This is a genomic window from Aliarcobacter skirrowii CCUG 10374 (assembly GCF_003544835.1).
GTDB classification, from domain to species: domain Bacteria; phylum Campylobacterota; class Campylobacteria; order Campylobacterales; family Arcobacteraceae; genus Aliarcobacter; species Aliarcobacter skirrowii.
Genome location: NZ_CP032099.1, coordinates 1,621,179 through 1,641,501, shown reverse-complemented (window position 1 = coordinate 1,641,501; position 20,323 = coordinate 1,621,179). Strand labels below are relative to the sequence as shown.

Genomic DNA, 20,323 nt, shown 5'->3' with positions numbered 1-20,323 from the left:
ATTATGTTTTCAAAAGTAGCCTATAGCACTCTTTTTTATATTGTTCTAGCTTTTATTTTATATATGATGTTTATTCAAGTAAATGATGTATTAAGTATCTCATATAAAGAGGCTCTAAACTACTTTGAAAATTTTTCTGTTTTAACGCTTTTAATAAAAATATCTACAGCTTTTTTTGGACAAAATGATTTAGCACTTAGATTTCCTTTTGTAATTTTCTATTTTTTAAGTGTAATTTTAATGTATAAAATTACAGATGATTACTTTAAGCTACCAAAAGATAGATTTATTACAATTTTAATTTTTATGTTTCTACCAGGACTTTTAAGTGCAGCTATTCTTGTAAATAGTGCAATAGTTGTTACATTTTTCACACTTTTATATATCTACTATTATAAAACTTATAATAAACATCTATACTATCTTTTACCATTTTTACTCTTAGTTGATAACTCATTTGCTATATTGTTTGTAGCACTATTTTTATACTCATTTAGAGATAGTGATAAAAAGCTTATGTCTATATCTTTGGCTTTAGCAATTATCTCATTTTTTGTTTATGAATTCACAGTTGAAGGGACTCCAAAAGGGTTTTTGCTTGATACATTTGGAATATATGCAGCTATCTTTTCTCCAATACTATTTTTATACTTTTTATATGCAATATATAGAACAGCTGTAAATAAAAAAGTTGATTTAATCTGGTATATAAGTGCTACAGCATTGGTATTGTCAATAATATTATCTTTTAGACAAAAAGTTTATATTGAAGATTTTGCTCCATTTGTTGTAATTTTTGTACCTTCAATGATGGTTATATTTTTTCACGCATATAGAGTTAGATTAAAAGAGTTTAGAAGAAATTACAATATTTTTGCCTATTTTGTACTATTTTTTCTATTTCTAAATGTTCTGTTTACTTTTGTAAATAAACCACTTTATCTAATTTTAGATAAACCAACAAAACACTTTGCAAATGAGTACCATTTTGCAAAAGAGTTGGCAAATGAGTTAAAATTAAGAGGAGTTGAAAATATTGTTACTAGTGATAAAGTTTTAGCTTTGAGATTAAGATTTTATAAAATTGGTGATAAAGAGGATTATTTTTTATCTTCACATGAATTTTATAATTATGATGAAAAAATTGTAATAACATATTTTGGTAAAGAGATGCTGACTTTTTACCTTAAAAAACTATGAAGAAGTCATTTTTTATTTTAGAACTTATTATAATTTTAATTATATTTTCAATAATTTATTCAACTATTTATATAAAAGATTCAACTTATAAATTTAATCTATTTGTCTCTAAAATAGAGTTATATCTTAATTTTTTAAGATATAAAGCTTTAATTGATGATAAAACGGATTTAGAAAATTCTATTTGGCATAAACAAAGATGGACAATGAAATTTTTAAGATGCAGAGAAAACGAAGGTGGTGGAGTTTATATCTCAATTTATACTGATAATAATACTTTAGGGCATACAAATAAAGAGGAAGCCTTAAAAGATCCACTAACAAATAGATATATTACAAATTCAAATTTTTGTAAAGATGATGATAAATATAGCTCTTTTACACTTTTAAGAAACTACAATGTAAAAAGTGTAGATATATCTTGTAATAGTACAACATCACTTGGACAAATCTCTTTTGGTGAAGATGGAAGAGTATATTCAAAATTATCAAATGTTGATAATGAAACTTATGAATATGAGATAACAAAACCTTGTTTTATAAAATTTACTTCAGATAATAATTATGAAAAAGAGATAATAATCTATCCTAAAACTGGTTTTATAAATAGATTTTAGATTAAAATATTTTAAAAATATCTAGTTTTGAATATTTTAATAAAGTAAAGTTTAAGAGCAATTAGATATAATGCAAAACTTTTTTAGAAAACACTCAAAGGTTTCCTAGAATGGTAGTATCGTTTCAAATATATTTTGAAAATTACGAGAAGCATGAGTAGGGCTATAGCTACTCAAACCAAATATTATAAAGGAAAGAAATGCCTACTATACAACAGCTTATTAGAAAAGAGCGAAAAAAAGTGGTTGAGAAATCAAAATCACCAGCTTTAAAAAAATGTCCACAAAGAAGAGGAGTATGTACAAGAGTATATACAACAACTCCAAAAAAACCTAACTCAGCTTTAAGAAAAGTTGCAAAAGTTAGATTAACTACTGGAATTGAAGTTATTTCATATATCGGTGGAGAGGGTCATAACCTTCAAGAGCACTCAATTGTGTTAGTAAGAGGGGGAAGAGTAAAAGATTTACCTGGGGTTAAATACCACATTGTAAGAGGTGCGTTAGATAGTGCTGGAGTTAATAACAGAACTGTATCTAGATCTAAATATGGTACAAAAAGACCAAAAGTTAAAAAATAAGTAGAAGGATAGAAAATGAGAAGAAGAAAAGCTCCAGTTAGAGAAGTAATGGCTGATCCTATCTACAATAGTAAAGTTATTACAAAATTTGTTAATGCAATTATGCTAGATGGTAAAAAATCTGTTGCAGAAAAAATCCTTTATGGTGCAATTGAAAACCTTGATAAAAGAGGTGAAGAAAAAGGTATTGAACTTTTTGAAAGAGCAATTGAAAATGTTAAACCTCTTTTAGAAGTAAGAAGTAGAAGAGTTGGAGGAGCTACATACCAAGTTCCTGTTGAAGTTAGAGCTGTAAGAAGACAAACTTTAGCACTAAGATGGCTTATTGATGCTTCAAGAAAAAGAAATGAAAGAACAATGGTAGAAAGACTTGCAAACGAACTATTCGAAGCTGCAAACGAAAGAGGAGCATCTTTTAAGAAAAAAGAAGATGTACATAGAATGGCAGAGGCTAATAAAGCATTTGCACACTACAGATGGTAGGAATTAAATATGGCAAGAAAAGTACCCTTAAATAGAGTTAGAAATATTGGTATTGCTGCACACATTGATGCAGGAAAAACAACAAGTACTGAGAGAATTCTTTTTTATACAGGAATCTCTCACAAAATTGGTGAGACTCATGAAGGTACAGCAACAATGGACTGGATGGAGCAAGAGCAAGAAAGAGGTATTACAATTACTTCTGCTGCTACAACTTGTTTTTGGAATCACCCAAAAACAAATGAGCAACTACAAATAAATATCATTGACACTCCAGGTCACGTTGACTTTACTATTGAAGTTGAGAGATCAATGAGGGTTCTTGATGGTGCTGTTGCAGTATTTTGTTCAGTTGGTGGGGTTCAACCACAATCTGAAACAGTTTGGAGACAAGCAAATAAGTATGGAGTTCCTAGAATTATCTATGTAAACAAAATGGATAGAACAGGTGCAAACTTCTTTAGTGTAATGAATCAAGTAAAAGATAGATTAAAAGCAAATCCGGTTCCACTTCAAATTCCAATTGGTGCAGAAGACCAATTTAGAGGAATGGTTGATTTAGTAAAAATGAAAGCTTATACTTATACTCTTGATGCACAAGCTGGTGAGATGTATAAAATTGAAGATATTCCTGCTGATTTAGTTGATACAGCTGCTGAATACAGAGAAAAACTAATCGAAGCTGCTGCTGAATCAAGTGATGAGTTAATGGATAAATACCTTGGTGGTGAAGAGTTAACTGAAGAGGAAATCACAGCTGGAATTAAAAAAAGATGTTTAGCTATGGAAATTACTCCTATGGTTTGTGGAACATCATTTAAAAACAAAGGTATTCAACCACTTCTTGATGCTGTTGCTATGTATTTACCAGCTCCAACAGAGGTTGCTGATATTAAAGGTGAAACTCAAGATGGTGAAGCTGTAATTGTTCCTTCAACTGATAAAGGTGAAGTTGCAGCTTTAGCATTTAAAATTATGACTGACCCATTTGTTGGACAATTAACATTTACAAGAGTTTATAGAGGAATTTTAGAGTCTGGAACTTATGTATTAAACTCTACAAAAATGAAAAAAGAGAGAATCGGAAGATTACTTAAAATGCATGCAAACTCTAGAGAAGAAGTTAAAGAACTTTATGCTGGAGAAATTGGTGCAGTTGTTGGTCTTAAAGATACAATTACAGGTGATACACTAGCAAGCGAAAAAGATCCAGTAATTCTAGAGAGAATGGATTTCCCAGATCCAGTTATTAGTGTTGCTGTTGAGCCAAAAACAAAAGCTGACCAAGAAAAAATGGGTATTGCTTTAGGAAAACTTGCTGAAGAAGATCCATCATTTAGAGTAAATACTGATGAAGAAACAGGTCAAACTATTATTTCTGGAATGGGTGAATTACACCTTGAAATTCTTGTAGATAGAATGAAAAGAGAGTTTAAGGTTGAAGCTGAAGTTGGTGCTCCACAAGTTGCATATAGAGAGACTATTAGAAATGCTGTTAAACAAGAGTACAAATATGCAAAACAATCTGGAGGTAAAGGTCAATATGGACATGTTTACTTAGAGATTAAACCTCTTCCTGCTGGAAGTGAACCAACATTTAAATTCAATAATGAAATTAAAGGTGGGGTTGTACCAAAAGAGTATGTTCCAGCTGTTGAAAAAGGTGCATTTGAAGCAATGCAAGGTGGTATCTTAGCTGGTTACCCAATGGTTGATATTGAAGTTACACTTTATGATGGAAGTTACCACGAAGTTGACTCATCTGAAATGGCGTTTAAATTAGCTGCTTCAATGGGATTCAAACAAGGTTGTAGAAGTGCAGCTGCAGGTGCTGTTTTACTTGAGCCAATGATGAAAGTTGAAATTGAGACTCCAGAAGAGTACATGGGAGACGTTATTGGAGATTGTAATAAAAGAAGAGGACAAGTTCAATCTATGGATGACAGAGCAGGTATCAAACTTGTTACTGCTATGATTCCATTATCAGAACTATTTGGTTACTCAACAGATTTAAGATCTATGTCTCAAGGTAGAGCAACATACTCAATGTTGTTTGATTCATACCAAGAGGTTCCAAGAAATGTATCTGAAGAGATTATCAAAAAAAGAAATGGATAATTTAAAAAATTAAGTTTTTCTAAAAGGGGATGTGCTTTTGCATATTCCCTTTTTTTATTAGATTTATATGAGATATTTAATACAATTGATTTTTCATATAAATTTAAAAAAAGTTGGATGAATTGAGATTAGAAAAAAGTTGCGAACACTTAAAAAAAATTGAAAATATTGGTGTAGTTCTTAAACCAAATAGTCCAGAATTAAAAGATGCTTTTTTAAGAGTAGAAAAACTATTTTTGGACAAAAATATAGATTTGATTTTAGAAAAAAGTAGTGCACAAATGATTTCTCAAAATGGATTAGATTTTGATTTAATGTGCCAAAAATCTGATTTTTTAATCTCTATTGGAGGAGATGGAACACTTCTTGGAGTAGTTAGAAAATCTTTTAAATATAATCTTCCAGTTTTAGGAATAAATTTAGGAACTTTGGGATTTTTAACAGATTTAAAACTGGAAGATTTACCATGTTTTATTGAAGATTTGCTAATAAATGATTATAAAATTGAACCAAGAATGATGATAGAGGCACAAATAGGAGATAAAAAATTTATAGCATTTAACGATATAGTAATATCTAGAAAAAATCTATCTTCAATGCTTGAGATAAAAGCAAAAATTGATAAAAAAGAGTTTAATACATATTATGGTGATGGTTTAATAGTATCAACTCCAAGTGGCTCAACTGCATATAATTTATCTGTTGGTGGACCAATTGTTTATCCACTTACAAATGCATTTATAATAACTCCAGTTGCAGCTCACTCACTAACTCAACGACCAATAGTTGTACCAGCTGATTTTGAAATTGAGTTTAAAACACCAAGTGATGAAGCGACTGTTATAGTTGATGGTCAAGATCTGTACGATTTAAAGCAAAATGAGATTGTAAATATTAAAATATCAAAAAAGAGTGCAAAGATGCTTTATAGAACAAAAAGAGACTTTTTTAAAGTTTTAAGTGAAAAATTAAGATGGGGTAACTAAGTTTGATTACAAGAGTTTATATAAAAAATTGTTTAAGTTTTAAAGAGCTTGAATTAGAGTTTAATAGTGGATTAAATATCTTTACAGGTCCAAGTGGAGCTGGAAAATCTATCTTAATGCAAGAGTTTTTAGCACTTTTTGGATTAAATGAGATAAAAAGTGAGTTAGCTGAGCTAAATATAAATAATTCAAAAATAAAAAATGAAGAGTTTGATATAAACTTTGAAGAGGATATTGTTTTCAAAAGTATTAAAAAAGATAAAACAAGATATTTTCTAAACAATCAAAGCATATCAAAAAAATCACTAAGTGAGATATCAAATAGTATAATTAAATATTTAAGTTTAAAAGATACAAGTGATTTTAAAAGTGAAGTTTTAATAGATTTTCTAGATAGGTATGCAAGTAAAAATTTTAGTGGATTTAAAGTACTTAAAGATGATTTTGTAAATAACTATAAAGAACTTGTTGAGATAAAAAAGAGATTAGATAAATTAAATGAAGATGAGAAAAAGTTAGAAGATTTAAAAGAGTTTGCAAGATTTGAGATATCAAAAATAGAAGAGATAAATCCAAAATTAAATGAGTATGAAGAGTTAAATAGTCTAAAAAAAGCTCTTGCAAAAAAAGAGAAGATAGAGAAAGCTAGTTTAAAAGCTACAAAAATATTTGAGCATGTTAGTGGAGTTAATGAACTTTTAGAAATTTTAGAGATAAATAGTGCATTTTTTGATGAAGCTATAAATGAGCTAAATAATATTTTAGAAAAATCTAATGACACTTTAGGAGAACTTGAAGATATTGATATTGAATCAACTCTTGATAGAATTGAGAAAATATCAAATCTAATAAAAAAATTTGGTTCAATAGAAGATGCTCTTAAGTATAAAGAGCAAAAACAAAAAGAGCTAGATAGTTATATGAATATTAGTTTTGAAAAGAGTGATTTAGAGAAAAAATATCAATCTTTGCAAACTTATGTTTTAGATTTAGCAAATAAGATGAGTGATTACAGAAAAGAGGGATTAATAAGACTTGAAAAAGATGTAAATTATTATTTAGAATTTTTATATTTAAGTAGTGCAAAAATTGATTTAAAAAATCAAGAGCTTGATAGTAGTGGAGTTGATTACATAGATTTTAAGTTAAATCAAGTATCTTTGCAAACAATAAGTTCTGGTGAATACAACAGATTAAGACTTGCACTTTTAAGTGCAATTTCAAAACTTGATATTGGTGAAAATGGAATTTTGTTTTTAGACGAAATAGATGCAAATTTAAGTGGAAAAGAGAGTGAAGCAATAGCAAATGTTCTTATAAGTTTAAGTAAAAATTATCAAATATTTGCAATTTCACATCAAATACAACTTGCATCAAGTGCAAATCAACACTTTTTGGTTGAAAAAATCAATGGAGTTTCAACTGTAAAAGAGTTAAATAATAGTGAAAGAGTAAATGAGATAGCAAGAATGATAAGTGGTGAAAATGTTACAAATGAAGCAATAGAGTTTGCTAAAAATATAATAAAATCTTAATTTTTATACAATTTTTATAATAAATGGTATAATCAAACATTTGTTGAAATGGAGAGATAAGATGATAAATAATATATCAATAAAAGCTAAACTTTTAATATTATCAATTCTTACTATAGTTATAATTTCACTTGCAGTTGCATTTGTTGCTATTTACTCTATAAAAGAGTATTCAAATGAGGGAATTGAAAACTATAAAAAAGAGGCTTATGCAAAAAAAGAGGAAGAGCTTAAAAATTATGTATCTTTAGCTATGAAAACAGTTGAAGCATATCATGCAAGAACTGATATAGAAAAAGTTAAACTTGAGTTAGAAGATGAACTTAAAAAACAGACTATGTTTTTGTTCACTATTTTAGAAGGTGAGTATCAAAAATATAAAAATACAATATCAGATAGTGCTTTAAAAGAGAGATTAAAAAATATTGTAAACTCTACTAGATATGGTTCTACTGGATATTTTTGGATTAATGATTTGGATGCAGTTGTTTTAATTCATCCAATAAATCCATCTTTAAATGATAAAGATATGTATAACTACAAAGATCCAAAAGGAAAGCAGATTTTTAAAGAGTTTGCATCTATTGCCAAAAAAGATAAAGAGGGATTTATTGATTATGTTTGGCCAAAACCAGGATTTACTGAACCACAATTAAAAGTCTCTTTTGTTAAACTATTTGCTCCTTATAATTGGGTTATTGGAACAGGTGAGTATGTTGAAAATGCTACAGCTAGAATTCAAGAAGAGGCTTTAAAAACAATATCTGATATGAGATATGCAAATAATGACTATTTTTGGATAAATGATTCTCATCCAAAAATGATTCACCACCCAACAAATCCAGCTCTAAATGGAACAGATTTAAGCACATATGCAGACCCTTATGGAACTAAATTATTTGTAGAGATGTCAAAAATTACAAATGAGAAAAAAGAGGGTGGACTTGTAAAATATTATTGGGATAAACCAAATAAGAAAAATGATCCAAAAGAGAAGTTTTCATATGTTCAAAGGTTTGAACCTTGGGATTGGATAATTGGAACAGGTGCTTATGTTGATGATATAGAAGAAGAGATTGCTTTAATGCAAGCTAGTGCAAATAGCAAAATAAATTCTATAATATATAGTATTATTGGGTTCTCTTTGTTAATTATGCTTATTGCTAATTTAATATATAGCTATTTAGTAAATCACGCAATTATAAGACCACTTGATGAGCTTGATATAGCAATAAATGATATATCAAGTGGAAATGAACAAACTGATAGAATTAAGAAAAAATCAAATGATGAGATTGGAAAGATTGTTGATAGTTTTAATGGGTATATTCAAAAATTAAAAGATGGATATATAGAAGATGGTAAAGTAATTGCAAATGTTGATGAGGTTATTGAAAAAATATCTCAAGGATTTTATGTATATAAAATTGAAAAAACATCTTCAAATCCTCAAATTCAAAGTTTAAGAGACTCTATAAATGAGATGATTGAAAAGACTAACCAAAATCTTAATACTTTAAATAATACTTTGGTTGAATATGGTAGTTCAAACTTCTCAGATAGTAACTCACAAATTGATGTTACAAAAGTAAATGGAATTATGTCTTCTTTAGCTACAAGTACTCAATTAATCGGTCATACTGTATCTGAATTTTTATCAATGATAGTATCAACTGGAACAAAATTAAATGATGATACAGCAGTTCTTTCAAAATCTGCAAAAGAGTTATCAACTTCAGCAACAGAACAAGCTGCAAGTTTAGAGCAAACAGCTGCTGCTATTGAAGAGATTACATCTATTATTAAGCAAAGTGTTCAAAAGACTTCTCAAATGTCAATTTTGGCTTCAGAGCTTCAAAAATCATCAAAGCAAGGTGAGACTTTAGCTTCAAAAACAAATGACGCGATGGATCAAATTAATAAAGAGGTTAGTTCAATAAATGAAGCTATTGAGGTAATTGATCAAATAGCATTCCAAACAAATATCTTAAGTCTAAACGCAGCAGTTGAAGCAGCAACTGCTGGAGAAGCTGGAAAAGGGTTTGCTGTTGTTGCTCAAGAGGTGCGAAATCTTGCAAATAGAAGTGCAGAAGCTGCAAGAGAGATTAAAAATATTGTTGAAATAGCAACTTCAAAAGCAAATGAAGGTAAAGAGATAGCAAATAGTATGAAAATTGGCTATACAGAGTTAAATAAAAGAATTGATGAGACTATTGTTTTAATAGAAGATGTATCAAGAGGTACAAAAGAGGAAGAGATAGGAATACTTCAAATAAATGATACTATTAATGTTCTTGATAGAGTAACTCAAGTAAATGCTAGCTCTTCAAGAGTTATAAGTAATCTTGCAAGTGAAGCATCAAGTTTATCAAGCAATCTATTAAAAATAGCAGATAGAGCTAAATTTAAACAAGTAGATCCTAATATTATTGAAGATATAGATTTAGTATTTAAAGTTTCAAAACTAAAAAATGACCATGTAAAATTTAAGCTTACAAACTTTGATAAAATTGGTCAAGGAAAAACTGCTTGGAGTGTAACAAAACCAACAGAGTGTGACTTAGGAAAATGGATTATAGAGCAAGAAAAAAATGGTTTAGTATTTACTAAAAATCAAAATTGGAAAACTTTAAAAGAGTATCATGAACTTGTTCATACAAGTGTTCAAGAGTATATTAATGAGGATTGTAAAAAGAACTCTGATAAGAGTAGATTAAAAGAGTTATCAAAACAACTTGATACATCAATTTTTAAAGTATTTAAATCACTTGATCAAGTTAAAATTGATAATATATCTAAAAAAGTTAATTCAAATATAGAGACAACAAAACCTGAGACAAATAAACCAAAAGAGATAGTAACAAAGGCTAAAGATGTAAAAATCTTAGAGCAAAAACCAAAACAAGAGTTTAAAGCTTCAAAATCTGATGATGAGTGGGAGAGCTTCTAAAGCTCTTTGCTTGTCGCAAAACTTAAGATTTATCAAAAAAAAGATACAATCCCCTAAAAATTTAAATATTTTATTATATAAAAAATCAAAGGAATTTTATGAGTAAGCAAAAAGTTGAGTTGCTCTCACCTGCTGGAAATTTAGAAAAATTAAAAATTGCAATAAATTATGGTGCTGATGCTGTTTATGGTGGAGTTAGCCACTTTAGTTTAAGAATTAGAGCTAGTAAAGAGTTTACATTTGAGACATTTAAAGAGGGAATTGATTATGCACATGAGCGAGGGAAAAAAGTTTATGCAACAATAAATGGTTTTCCTTTTAATGCTCAAATTGAGTTATTAAAAAAACATATAGCCTCTATGGCTGCACTGAAACCAGATGGTTTTATAGTTGCAGCTCCAGGAGTTGTAAGACTTTGTAGAGAGATTGCTCCCCAGATTGATATACATCTTTCAACTCAAGCAAATGTTTTAAACTATCTTGATGCTCAAGTTTTTTGGGATATGGGAGTTAAAAGAATTGTTGTAGCAAGAGAGATATCTTTAAAAGATGTAATAGAGATTAAAAAACATCTTCCAGATATGGAGATAGAGATATTTGTTCATGGTTCTATGTGTTTTGCATATAGTGGAAGATGTTTAATTAGTGCTGTTCAAATGGGAAGAGTTCCAAATCGTGGAAGTTGTGCAAATGATTGTAGATTTGAATATACACTTTATGCTGGAAATGATGAGCATGGAAGCTTGTTTAGACTTGAAGAAGAACCTGGTGTTGGAACATATATTTTTAACTCAAAAGATATGAACCTTGCATCTCATATTAAAGAGATACTTGATAGTGGTGCTGTGGATAGTTTGAAAATAGAGGGAAGAACAAAATCTCCATACTATGCAGCAGTAACTGCAAAAGCTTATAGAGAAGCTATTGATGACTATTATGAAAATAAATTTGATGCTTCAAAATATCAAAAAGAGTTGCATACAACTAAAAATAGAGGGTTTACAGATGCTTATTTAATTCATAAGCCATTTGAAAAACTAGATTCTCAAAATCACGATTATGCTTTAAGTAAAGGCTCATTTGAAGTAACAGGTTTAGTATCTGAAGATGAAGAGCATTTTTATTGCAAGTATAAAGTTTATCCAAATGAAGATATTGAAATTTTCACTCCACATAACACAGTTCTACATGAGTGTGAAAATGAGATTGGAAAAGTGTTTAAAAAAGAGAATGGACTATATTATATAAATTTTAAAAAGATTTTAACACAAGATAATAAAGAGCTTGAAAGCGTTCATAGTGGAAATGTAAATAAAATAAAACTTCCATGCAAATTACCCTATTTAACAATGTTTAGAGTAGAAAATATTGATAGTAATATAGAATAAGATATGGTTTTTTTTAGAGTTACAAATAGTATAAATATAAAAATAACAGATGGTACAATACTAAAATATGATAGATTTAAAGCACCAGTTGGTTTAGAAAATGAGACGGTTTATATTACAACATATGATGATTTTAAAGATTTACAAGATATTTTTTCAAAAGTTGATAAAAATAGATATCTTGCTAAGATTTTAAATGAAAAGAGTGTAAAAACTAATCCAAATTTTCCAACTGAAATTGGGATTAGCTTTGAAAATGAGTATAAAACAAAAGAAGAGTTCAAAGATAATATTTTTTTTGATATAAAACCTAGTTCGCTTTTATATAGTCTTAATAGTTTTCACAAACCAATTGTTAAAGTTGCTCTTATTGGAAGTTTAGGCTCTACAATTAGCGATATGATTAGCTCTATGGCAGCACTTAGAATTTTTTATGAAGAGTTAAAAAATATATACTCAAAAGTTGAACTTGATATTTTTATAAAAGCTTCAAATAATAGTTATTATAAAAGAGATAAAAGTATTTATGAAACTCAAAAATATATAAATGGAGTATATCCACTTGCAATAAATAGTAAAACTATTTGTAAGTATGACTATTTTGTTGATAATAGTGTAGATATTAGTAAGATATTAGATATAAATATAGTAGATGCATGGCTTTATAAGTTTGGAATAGATTATAAAAAAATTCCAAGTTCTAAAAAATATAGTGAACTTAATTGTGAACATTTTGAATTATCAAAAGGTTTAAGTCAAAAAATTATTGATGCTAAAAAAAGAGGTAAATTATTACTTTTTCATCCTTATAGTGCAACTATAAATAAATCAATTCCTCAAAATTTTGCTATTGAAATTTTAAAAGGTTTAATAGATAAATTAGATGATTATGTGATTATAACAACACTTTTAATTGATCCAAAAATAAAATCTGAAAATTATATAGATTTATCAACATATTCAAAAACAATAGAAGATTTTATCTATATTGTTTCATCTATGGATAAGATAATAACAGCATACACTTCAGCTCTTCATATAGCAGATGCTTTTATGATACCAACTCTTTGTATAGCAACTTTTAAAGATTATGAAGAGAGTTTAAAATATTATAACTACACTAAAACAATCTATGTAAAAGATAGTTCAAAAAATTTATCAAAGTTTATTTATGAAAATGATACTTTAACTATAAATAAGTTTGAAGAGTGGCGAAATCTAAAAATAGAAGATATTATAAAAACCTTAGAAAATTTTTGATATAATGTATATCTAAAATTTTAAAAATAGGATAAGAAAATGAGATTTATTTCGATTATTATGGGTAGCAAATCTGATTATGATATTATGAAAAATTGTGCTGATACTTTTGAACAGTTTAATGTAAAATATGAATTAATTATATCTTCAGCTCATAGAAGTCCTGAAAGAACAAAAGAGTATGTTAAAGATGCAGAAGAGAAAGGTGCAGTTGCATTTATTGCTGCAGCTGGAATGGCAGCTCATTTAGCTGGTGCATTAGCAGCAACTACAACAAAACCTATTATTGGAGTGCCTATGAAAGGTGGTGCGATGGATGGTATGGATGCTATGCTTTCAACTGTTCAAATGCCAGCTGGTATGCCAGTTGCTACTGTTGCTTTAGGAAAAGCAGGTGCAATTAATGCTGCTTATTTAGCAATGCAAATTTTAGCTATTAATGATAAAGATTTAGCTGCAAAATTAAAAGAAGATAGAGTTGTAAAAGCTAAATTAGTTGAAAGTGATTCAAAAGATATAGAAGTAATTTTATAAATGAAACCTATTGCACTATTTACTATTCCAAATTGTAAATGGTGTAAAGAAGCTATAGTATACTTAAAGAGCAAAAATCTTAAATATAATCATATAGATTTAACAAAAAATAAAAAAGCTTTAAATGATTGTCAAAAAAGATGTCAAGGTGCACCTGTTTTTTTAATTGGAAATAGTTGGATTTGTGGCTTTGATAAAGAGAAATTAAATAAAGAGTTAGGAATAAAATAGAATGCTTACTTTTTCACAAATGTTATTAAAACTTCAAGAGTTCTGGGCAAAAGAGGGGTGTAATATTGTACAACCTTACGATATTGCTGCAGGTGCTGGAACATTTCATCCAGCAACACTGCTTAGAAGTCTTGATTCAACTCCTTGGAGTGTTGCTTATGTTGCACCATCAAGAAGACCAACAGATGGAAGATATGGAGAGAATCCAAATAGATTAGGAAGTTACTATCAGTTTCAAGTATTAATAAAACCAAGTTTAGAAAATATTCAAGATTTATATTTACAATCTTTAGAGTATTTAGGACTTGATTTAAGCAGGCACGATATTAGATTTGTAGAAGATAACTGGGAGTCACCAACTCTAGGAGCTTGGGGACTTGGATGGGAAGTTTGGCTTGATGGTATGGAAGTTACACAATTTACATATTTTCAACAAGTTGGAGGACTTCCTTGTGATCCTGTTGCTGTTGAGATTACTTATGGAACAGAGAGACTTGCTATGTATCTTCAAGGAGTTGATTCTGTTTTTGATATTGTTTGGAATAAAAATAAGCATGGAATTACAACTTATGCAGATGTTCACAAAGAAGCAGAGTATCAATTCTCTAAATATAATTTTGAAGTAGCAAATACAACAAAACTATTTAGAGATTTTGAAGAGGCATTTAATGAGTGCAAATCTTGTTTAGAAGCACAACTTCCACTTCCTGCATATGATCAATGTATGATAGCAAGTCACGCTTTTAATACTTTAGATGCAAGAAAAGCAATAAGTGTTACAGAGAGACAAAACTATATTTTAAAGGTGAGAGAACTTGCACAAGCTTGTGCTGTTATGTATAAAGAGCAGGAAAAAATGCGTCAAGAAAGAGTTAGGAGCTAACTCTTTTAGTATTTTTTACCTTTTGCAGAAAGTTAAGAACTTTCACAAAAGGCTGGTGCGAACTAACGAAGTGTATCAATCGTAGCGAATGAAATGAGCTAGATTGTTGTGAGATGAACAATAGGAGTAATTTATTGAAAATAGAAGATATTTATAACTACTTAAATGAGCTTTCTCCTTTTGAGTTTCAAGAAAAATGGGATAACTCAGGACTTCTTGTTGGAAATATGAGTGATAGTTTTGAAAGTTTATATCTAAGTATGGATTTAGATTTAGATTTGGTAAAAAATTTAAAGCCAAACTCTTTAGTTATAACTCATCATCCATTGATTTTTAGTGGATTAAAAAGAGTTAATTACGATACTTATAGCACTAAAATTTTAAAAGAGTTGATAAAAAAAGATATTGCACTAATTTCTATGCACACAAATATTGACAAAACGCATTTAAATAGATTTGTAGTTGAAGAGATTTTAGGTTTTAAAATAGTTAATCAAAATGAGTTTATTGCAAATTGTGAAATCAATATGAGTTTTGATGAGTTATTAAACTATCTATCAAAAAAATTAAATTTAAAAAATTTAAAATATGTTAAAACAAAAGAGAGTATTAAAACTATTGCAATTTGTACAGGAAGTGCAATGAGTTTAATAGATGAGGTTAAAGCAGATTGCTTTATAACAGGTGATATTAAATATCACGATGCAATGGAAGCAAAAGCAAGAGATTTGTCCTTAATAGATATTAGACACTATGAGAGTGAAAATAGTTTTAATATACTTTTAGAACAATTGTTAAGCCAGTATTTGAAAAAAAATAAATTAAAAGCTATAATAACAGCTTCAAAAAATCCATTTGAGTTTTTTAAAGGAGAAACCGTTGAATAAGTATTTACAAGACTTAGTAACTTTATCAAAATATGATACAAGCATAAGTCAATTTGACCCAAAAATCGAGCAACAAAAAGCAAAATTAGCAGTTTTTGTTGAGACAGCAGAGGCATTAAAAACTTCTATAAATAGTGTGTATCTTGAGATTGATGAACTAAAATCAAAAAGAACAAAAAACAATATTCATCTATCAGAGTTAAAAACAAAACTAGATCAAATTGCTAAAAAAAATAAAGATGTAACAAATGAAAAAGAGTTAAAAGCTTTACAACTTGAAGAAGAGATTGCAAAAGAGCAGGTTAGTTTTGCAAATGAAGAGATTGAAAGATTAGATAAACTAACAGTTGCAAAAGAAGAGAGCTTAAAAGAGCTTCAAGCAAAACTTAAAGCAGAAGAGAGTGATATTGAAGAGATTAAAGTTGTTGTTGACCAAGAGATTGAAGCAATAAATAAAGATAGAGATGTAGTTTATGCAAAAAGAAATGAACTTTTAGGAAATTTTGATAAAAAAATCTTAACATTTTATGAAAAAATTAAAAGATGGGCAAAAGATACAGCGGTAGTTCCTGTTAAACAACAAGCTTGTTTTGGATGTTTTATGAAAATAAGCGACAAAACTTATGCAGAAGTTATAAAAGGTGAAGAGATTGTAAACTGTCTTCACTGTGGAAGAATTCTTTATAAAGGTGAAGAAGAAACTGTTACAAAAGAGGCTTAAAGCTTGAGCCTCTTTACCCTTTTTTATAATCTAATTTTAATAATTACATATATATTATTGACTCCATATTTACTATATAAAAAAAGAGAAGATAAGTATAAAGATGCAATTCCTGCAAAATTTTTTTTAAAAAACAATTCAAAGTTTGATTTTAGTGGTATTTGGTTTCACTCATGTTCAATGGGTGAAGTTAAAGCTATAAAACCTTTAATAGAAGAGTTTGAAGCTAAAGCAAATATTAGTGTTATTACAAATACAGGATTTGAAGAGGCAAAAACAGTAAGCCAAAATGTAAGATATCTTCCTTTTGAGATTTTCCTTCCTTTTTGGATAAGCAAACAGAAAGTTTTGGTTGTTATGGAGGCTGAACTTTGGTATATGTTATTTTTATGCGCAAAAAGAAAAGGTGCAAAAACTTTACTTATAAATGCAAGGATTTCAGATAGATCTTATAAATCATATTTAAGATTTAAGTTTTTTTATAAAAAAATTTTTGAAAATATAGATAAAGTTTTTGCACAAAGTCAACTTGATAAAAAAAGATTAGAAGAGCTTGGGGCTAAAAATGTTGAGGTTATTGGAAATATAAAATTAGCACAACTTCCACAAAAAAAGCTAGATTTAAAAAAACCAAATTCAAAGGTAATTGTTGCAGCAAGTACACATGAAGGTGAGGAGGAGCTTGTTTTGAGCTCTTATAAAAAAGAGTATGGAAAACTAATAGTTGTTCCAAGACATCCTGAGAGATTTTTAAAAGTTGAAGAGTTAATTAAAGATTATATAAAAGACAAAGAGATAAGTTTTCATAAATATAGTTTAAAAGAGGATTTTTCAAGTGATATTATCTTAATTGATAAAATGGGAATGCTAAATGATATCTACTCTATTGGGGATATTACAATTCTTGGTGGGGCATTTGCAAATGTAGGTGGTCATAATCCAATAGAACCAGCATATTTTGGAAATATTATAATAAGTGGTAAAAATATATTTAATCAAAAATCACTTTTTGAGTGCATTAAAAATTACTATTTAATAGAAAAAAATGAGTTAAAAGAGTATCTTGAAAAAGCATCTACTCTTTTAAAACCAGAACTTACAAAAGAGGGTTCGTTTGAGCCTATAATTAAGGAGATAGAAAAATGGCAGTAGAGTTTGATAAAGCATATAAACTTCTAGCAATGCAAGAGAGAATTTCAAATGCAAAGGCAAAAGAGCTTATTGATAAAGGTTTAGTAACAGTTTCTGGGAAAAAACTTTTAATAGCACGAGGTGAGATAAGAGTTGATACTAAATTTAGTGTAAAAGATATTGCAAAAATAAAAGTTATATTTGAAGATAAAGATATTTTAGCAGTTGATAAACCAGCTTTTTTAACAGCAGATGAGGTATCAAGAAAATTTGAAAATGCAATACTTTTAAATAGACTAGATAAAGAGACAAGTGGAGTTATGCTTTTTGCAAAGAATGAAGAGTTTCAAAAAAGAGCTATTAAAGAGTTTGCGCAAAATAGAGTTTATAAAGAGTATGTTGCTATTGTTGAGGGAAAAGTTATCGAAGAGTTAGTAATTGATAAACCAATTTTAACTACAAAAGATAGAGGAATGGCTAAATCAAAAATAGACAAACATGGAAAAAGTGCAAAAACAACTCTTATTCCAATGCTTGTAGAGGGAAATAAATCAAAAGTTAAAGTGGTAATTGAGAGTGGAAGAACTCATCAAATTAGAGTTCATTTAGCAGCTTTAGGATTTCCTATTATTGGAGATAGTTTATATGGAAGAACTGCTTCAAATGTAAATAGGGTTTTGCTTCACTCAAAAGTTACAAAAATATTTGATTATGTTTTCGAATCAAAAGAACCAAAAGAGTTCAAGGTGTATGATTTTAGTTAATTTTAAGGTTTAAAAAAGTAAAAAGTCCATAGAATAGGGCTTTAGTTATTTTTCTAATCTAAAAAATTACTTAAAATAATCCTTTTATTTAATCTAAAATAAAGCAAAAAAGATGTAATATCTCAAAATTAAAATTATGGAGTGTAAAATTGTTTGATTCAATAACTAGCTCAATTCGAGGTGTTGTAAATAAGATAAGACATCAAGATGATGTTGCATCATTAAGTCGTGCTATTAGTGAGCTAAAAAAAGCATTTTTAAAAGCTGATGTTCACCATAAAACGACAAAAGAGTTATTAGCTAATATTGAGTTGGGTGTAAAAAATATTGGAATTGGACAAGATAACTTCATAAAAGTTCTAAAAGAAGAGCTTGAAAAAGTTTTAACAGCAAATGGAAATCAAGGTTTTGTATTCTCTTCAACTCCTCCTACAAAAATTTTAATGACAGGTCTTCAAGGAAGTGGTAAAACTACTACAACTGGAAAATTAGCAAACTATTTAAAACTAAGAAATAAAAAAGTTTTAGTAGCTGCTTGTGACTTACAAAGACTTGCAGCTGTTGAGCAGCTAAAACAGATTGCAAAACAAATTGATGTTGATATCTATTTTGATGATAATGAGAAAAATCCTATAAAAATTGCACAAGCTGCAGTTGAGAAAGCAAAAAAAGAGCATTATGATGTTGTTTTAATAGATACAGCTGGAAGACTTGCTATTGATGATGAGCTTATGAGTGAGCTTAAAGATGTTAAAGATGCTATAAATCCAAGTGAGATTTTTTATGTTGCAGACTCTATGACAGGTCATGATGCAACAAAAACAGCAACTACATTTAAAGAGAAAATTGGAATTGATGGAGTTATATTATCAAAATATGATGGTGATACAAAAGGTGGAGTTGCACTTAGTATTGCTCACCAAGTAGAAGTTCCATTAAGATTTATTGGTATTGGTGAAAAAATGCCAGATTTGGAAGTTTTTATTCCAGATAGAGTTGTTTCAAGACTTTTAGGACTTGGGGATATTGCTGGGCTTGCTGAAAAAACAGCTACTTTAATAGATGAGAAAAAAGCAAAAGAGGTAAGTAGAAAGATAAAAAAAGGTGAATTCAACTTTAATGACTTTTTAGAACAGCTTCAAATGTTAAGTAAACTTGGAAGTTTAAAATCTATTATGGGAATGATTCCAGGCTTATCAAATATGATGCCAGCTTTAAAAGATATGGATTTTGAAAACTCTAAAGAGATAGTTAGAATTAAAGCTTTAATTAGTTCAATGACTCAAAAAGAAAGAGTTAATCCAGATTTACTAAATCCTAGTAGAAAAAAAAGAATCTCAGCAGGTGCTGGTTTAAGTGAAGTTCAAGTAAATAAGATTTTAAAACAGTTTAAAAATGCTTCAAAAATGGCAAAACAGCTTTCAAACAAAGGTGGAATGAAAGGTTTTACAAATATGTTGTCTCAAATGGGACCAAATGGAATGCCAAAAATTCCAAGATAGAATTAAAAATAGTGCTGAGCTATAAACTTTTTTGGAGTTTAAAGCTCAACACTATAAATTTAAAAAAGGACAAAACAATGACAGTGATTAGATTAACAAGAATGGGAAGAAACAAAAAACCATTTTATAGAATAGTTGTAACAGACTCAAGAAAAAGAAGAGATTCAGGATGGATTGAATCAATTGGTTACTACAATCCAGTAGTTGAGCCACAAGTTTTCAAAATTGATGAAGAGAGATATAACTATTGGCTAAGTGTTGGTGCTAAACCATCAGAAAAAGTTAAAAAATTAACTTCAAAATAGTATCAAATGATTACAAACTTTATAGAAAACTATGCAAAACTAATAGTTTCAATTCCAGAAGATGTTGAGATTTCTCAAGAGAGAGTTGATGAGAACTTTATTTTAATCACTCTTAGTGTAAATAGTTTGGATATTGGTAAATTAATTGGTAAAAATGGAAATATGATAAATGCTCTAAAAACAATTGCAAATGGTTGCAAGGCTAAAGATGGAGTATCTTATAAAATCCAAGTAGTAGCAAAGTAGT

General features: G+C 28.6%; 20 protein-coding genes. All 20 read left to right on the top strand.

Annotated features, from left to right (window positions below):
- Window positions 1–3: 3 nt before the first annotated feature.
- Complete coding sequence (locus ASKIR_RS08585) at window positions 4–1,200, top strand: glycosyltransferase family protein (protein WP_066350310.1); 1,197 nt, start codon at window positions 4–6, stop codon at window positions 1,198–1,200.
- Complete coding sequence (locus tag ASKIR_RS08580; protein WP_066350308.1) at window positions 1,197–1,817, top strand: hypothetical protein; 621 nt, start codon at window positions 1,197–1,199, stop codon at window positions 1,815–1,817. Before ASKIR_RS08585 ends, ASKIR_RS08580 begins: the two co-directional genes overlap by 4 nt.
- 200 nt (window positions 1,818–2,017) lie before the next feature.
- Window positions 2,018–2,398 (top strand): 30S ribosomal protein S12, encoded by a 381-nt coding sequence (gene rpsL / locus ASKIR_RS08575; protein WP_066160183.1) that lies wholly within the window; start codon window positions 2,018–2,020, stop codon window positions 2,396–2,398.
- A gap of 15 nt (window positions 2,399–2,413) precedes the next feature.
- Complete coding sequence (rpsG, locus tag ASKIR_RS08570) at window positions 2,414–2,881, top strand: 30S ribosomal protein S7 (RefSeq protein WP_066350306.1); 468 nt, start codon at window positions 2,414–2,416, stop codon at window positions 2,879–2,881.
- A gap of 9 nt (window positions 2,882–2,890) precedes the next feature.
- A complete protein-coding gene (gene fusA, locus ASKIR_RS08565; RefSeq protein ID WP_066350304.1) occupies window positions 2,891–4,999 on the top strand; it encodes an elongation factor G in 2,109 nt (702 codons plus the stop codon).
- Window positions 5,000–5,121: 122 nt separating this feature from the next.
- Window positions 5,122–5,985 (top strand): NAD(+)/NADH kinase, encoded by an 864-nt coding sequence (locus ASKIR_RS08560; protein ID WP_066350302.1) that lies wholly within the window; start codon window positions 5,122–5,124, stop codon window positions 5,983–5,985.
- A 2-nt stretch (window positions 5,986–5,987) separates the two neighbouring features.
- A complete protein-coding gene (locus ASKIR_RS08555) occupies window positions 5,988–7,520 on the top strand; it encodes an AAA family ATPase (RefSeq protein WP_066160193.1) in 1,533 nt (510 codons plus the stop codon).
- Window positions 7,521–7,581: 61 nt separating this feature from the next.
- Window positions 7,582–10,470 carry a methyl-accepting chemotaxis protein gene (locus ASKIR_RS08550; protein ID WP_115588147.1) on the top strand — a complete coding sequence of 963 codons (2,889 nt, stop codon included), beginning with the start codon at window positions 7,582–7,584 and terminating at the stop codon, window positions 10,468–10,470.
- 98 nt (window positions 10,471–10,568) lie between these two features.
- The gene (locus tag ASKIR_RS08545) at window positions 10,569–11,858 is read left to right on the top strand and encodes a peptidase U32 family protein (RefSeq protein WP_066160386.1); all 1,290 of its coding nucleotides are present in this window, start codon (window positions 10,569–10,571) and stop codon (window positions 11,856–11,858) included.
- A 3-nt stretch (window positions 11,859–11,861) separates the two neighbouring features.
- Complete coding sequence (locus tag ASKIR_RS08540) at window positions 11,862–13,118, top strand: glycosyltransferase family 9 protein (protein ID WP_115588148.1); 1,257 nt, start codon at window positions 11,862–11,864, stop codon at window positions 13,116–13,118.
- 39 nt (window positions 13,119–13,157) lie between these two features.
- Window positions 13,158–13,652: a 5-(carboxyamino)imidazole ribonucleotide mutase gene (gene purE, locus ASKIR_RS08535; RefSeq protein ID WP_066350349.1), complete on the top strand. Its 495-nt coding sequence runs from the start codon at window positions 13,158–13,160 to the stop codon at window positions 13,650–13,652.
- The gene (locus ASKIR_RS08530) at window positions 13,653–13,883 is read left to right on the top strand and encodes a glutaredoxin domain-containing protein (RefSeq protein ID WP_066350352.1); all 231 of its coding nucleotides are present in this window, start codon (window positions 13,653–13,655) and stop codon (window positions 13,881–13,883) included.
- Between the two features lies 1 nt (window position 13,884).
- On the top strand, window positions 13,885–14,766 hold the full coding sequence (gene glyQ / locus ASKIR_RS08525; RefSeq protein WP_066350356.1) for a glycine--tRNA ligase subunit alpha: 882 nt from the start codon (window positions 13,885–13,887) through the stop codon (window positions 14,764–14,766).
- Window positions 14,767–14,900: 134 nt separating this feature from the next.
- Entirely contained in the window at window positions 14,901–15,653 is a 753-nt protein-coding gene (locus tag ASKIR_RS08520) for a Nif3-like dinuclear metal center hexameric protein (protein WP_066160401.1), read from the top strand.
- Window positions 15,646–16,374 (top strand): zinc ribbon domain-containing protein, encoded by a 729-nt coding sequence (locus ASKIR_RS08515; protein ID WP_066350358.1) that lies wholly within the window; start codon window positions 15,646–15,648, stop codon window positions 16,372–16,374. Before ASKIR_RS08520 ends, ASKIR_RS08515 begins: the two co-directional genes overlap by 8 nt.
- A gap of 57 nt (window positions 16,375–16,431) precedes the next feature.
- Complete coding sequence (waaA, locus tag ASKIR_RS08510) at window positions 16,432–17,526, top strand: lipid IV(A) 3-deoxy-D-manno-octulosonic acid transferase (RefSeq protein WP_235657620.1); 1,095 nt, start codon at window positions 16,432–16,434, stop codon at window positions 17,524–17,526.
- Window positions 17,517–18,269 (top strand): pseudouridine synthase family protein, encoded by a 753-nt coding sequence (locus ASKIR_RS08505; RefSeq protein ID WP_066354943.1) that lies wholly within the window; start codon window positions 17,517–17,519, stop codon window positions 18,267–18,269. Before waaA ends, ASKIR_RS08505 begins: the two co-directional genes overlap by 10 nt.
- Before the next feature lie 149 nt (window positions 18,270–18,418).
- The gene (gene ffh / locus ASKIR_RS08500; RefSeq protein WP_066350361.1) at window positions 18,419–19,771 is read left to right on the top strand and encodes a signal recognition particle protein; all 1,353 of its coding nucleotides are present in this window, start codon (window positions 18,419–18,421) and stop codon (window positions 19,769–19,771) included.
- A gap of 77 nt (window positions 19,772–19,848) precedes the next feature.
- Entirely contained in the window at window positions 19,849–20,076 is a 228-nt protein-coding gene (gene rpsP, locus ASKIR_RS08495) for a 30S ribosomal protein S16 (RefSeq protein ID WP_066160414.1), read from the top strand.
- A 6-nt stretch (window positions 20,077–20,082) separates the two neighbouring features.
- Complete coding sequence (locus ASKIR_RS08490; protein ID WP_066160417.1) at window positions 20,083–20,322, top strand: KH domain-containing protein; 240 nt, start codon at window positions 20,083–20,085, stop codon at window positions 20,320–20,322.
- Window position 20,323 lies beyond the last annotated feature (1 nt).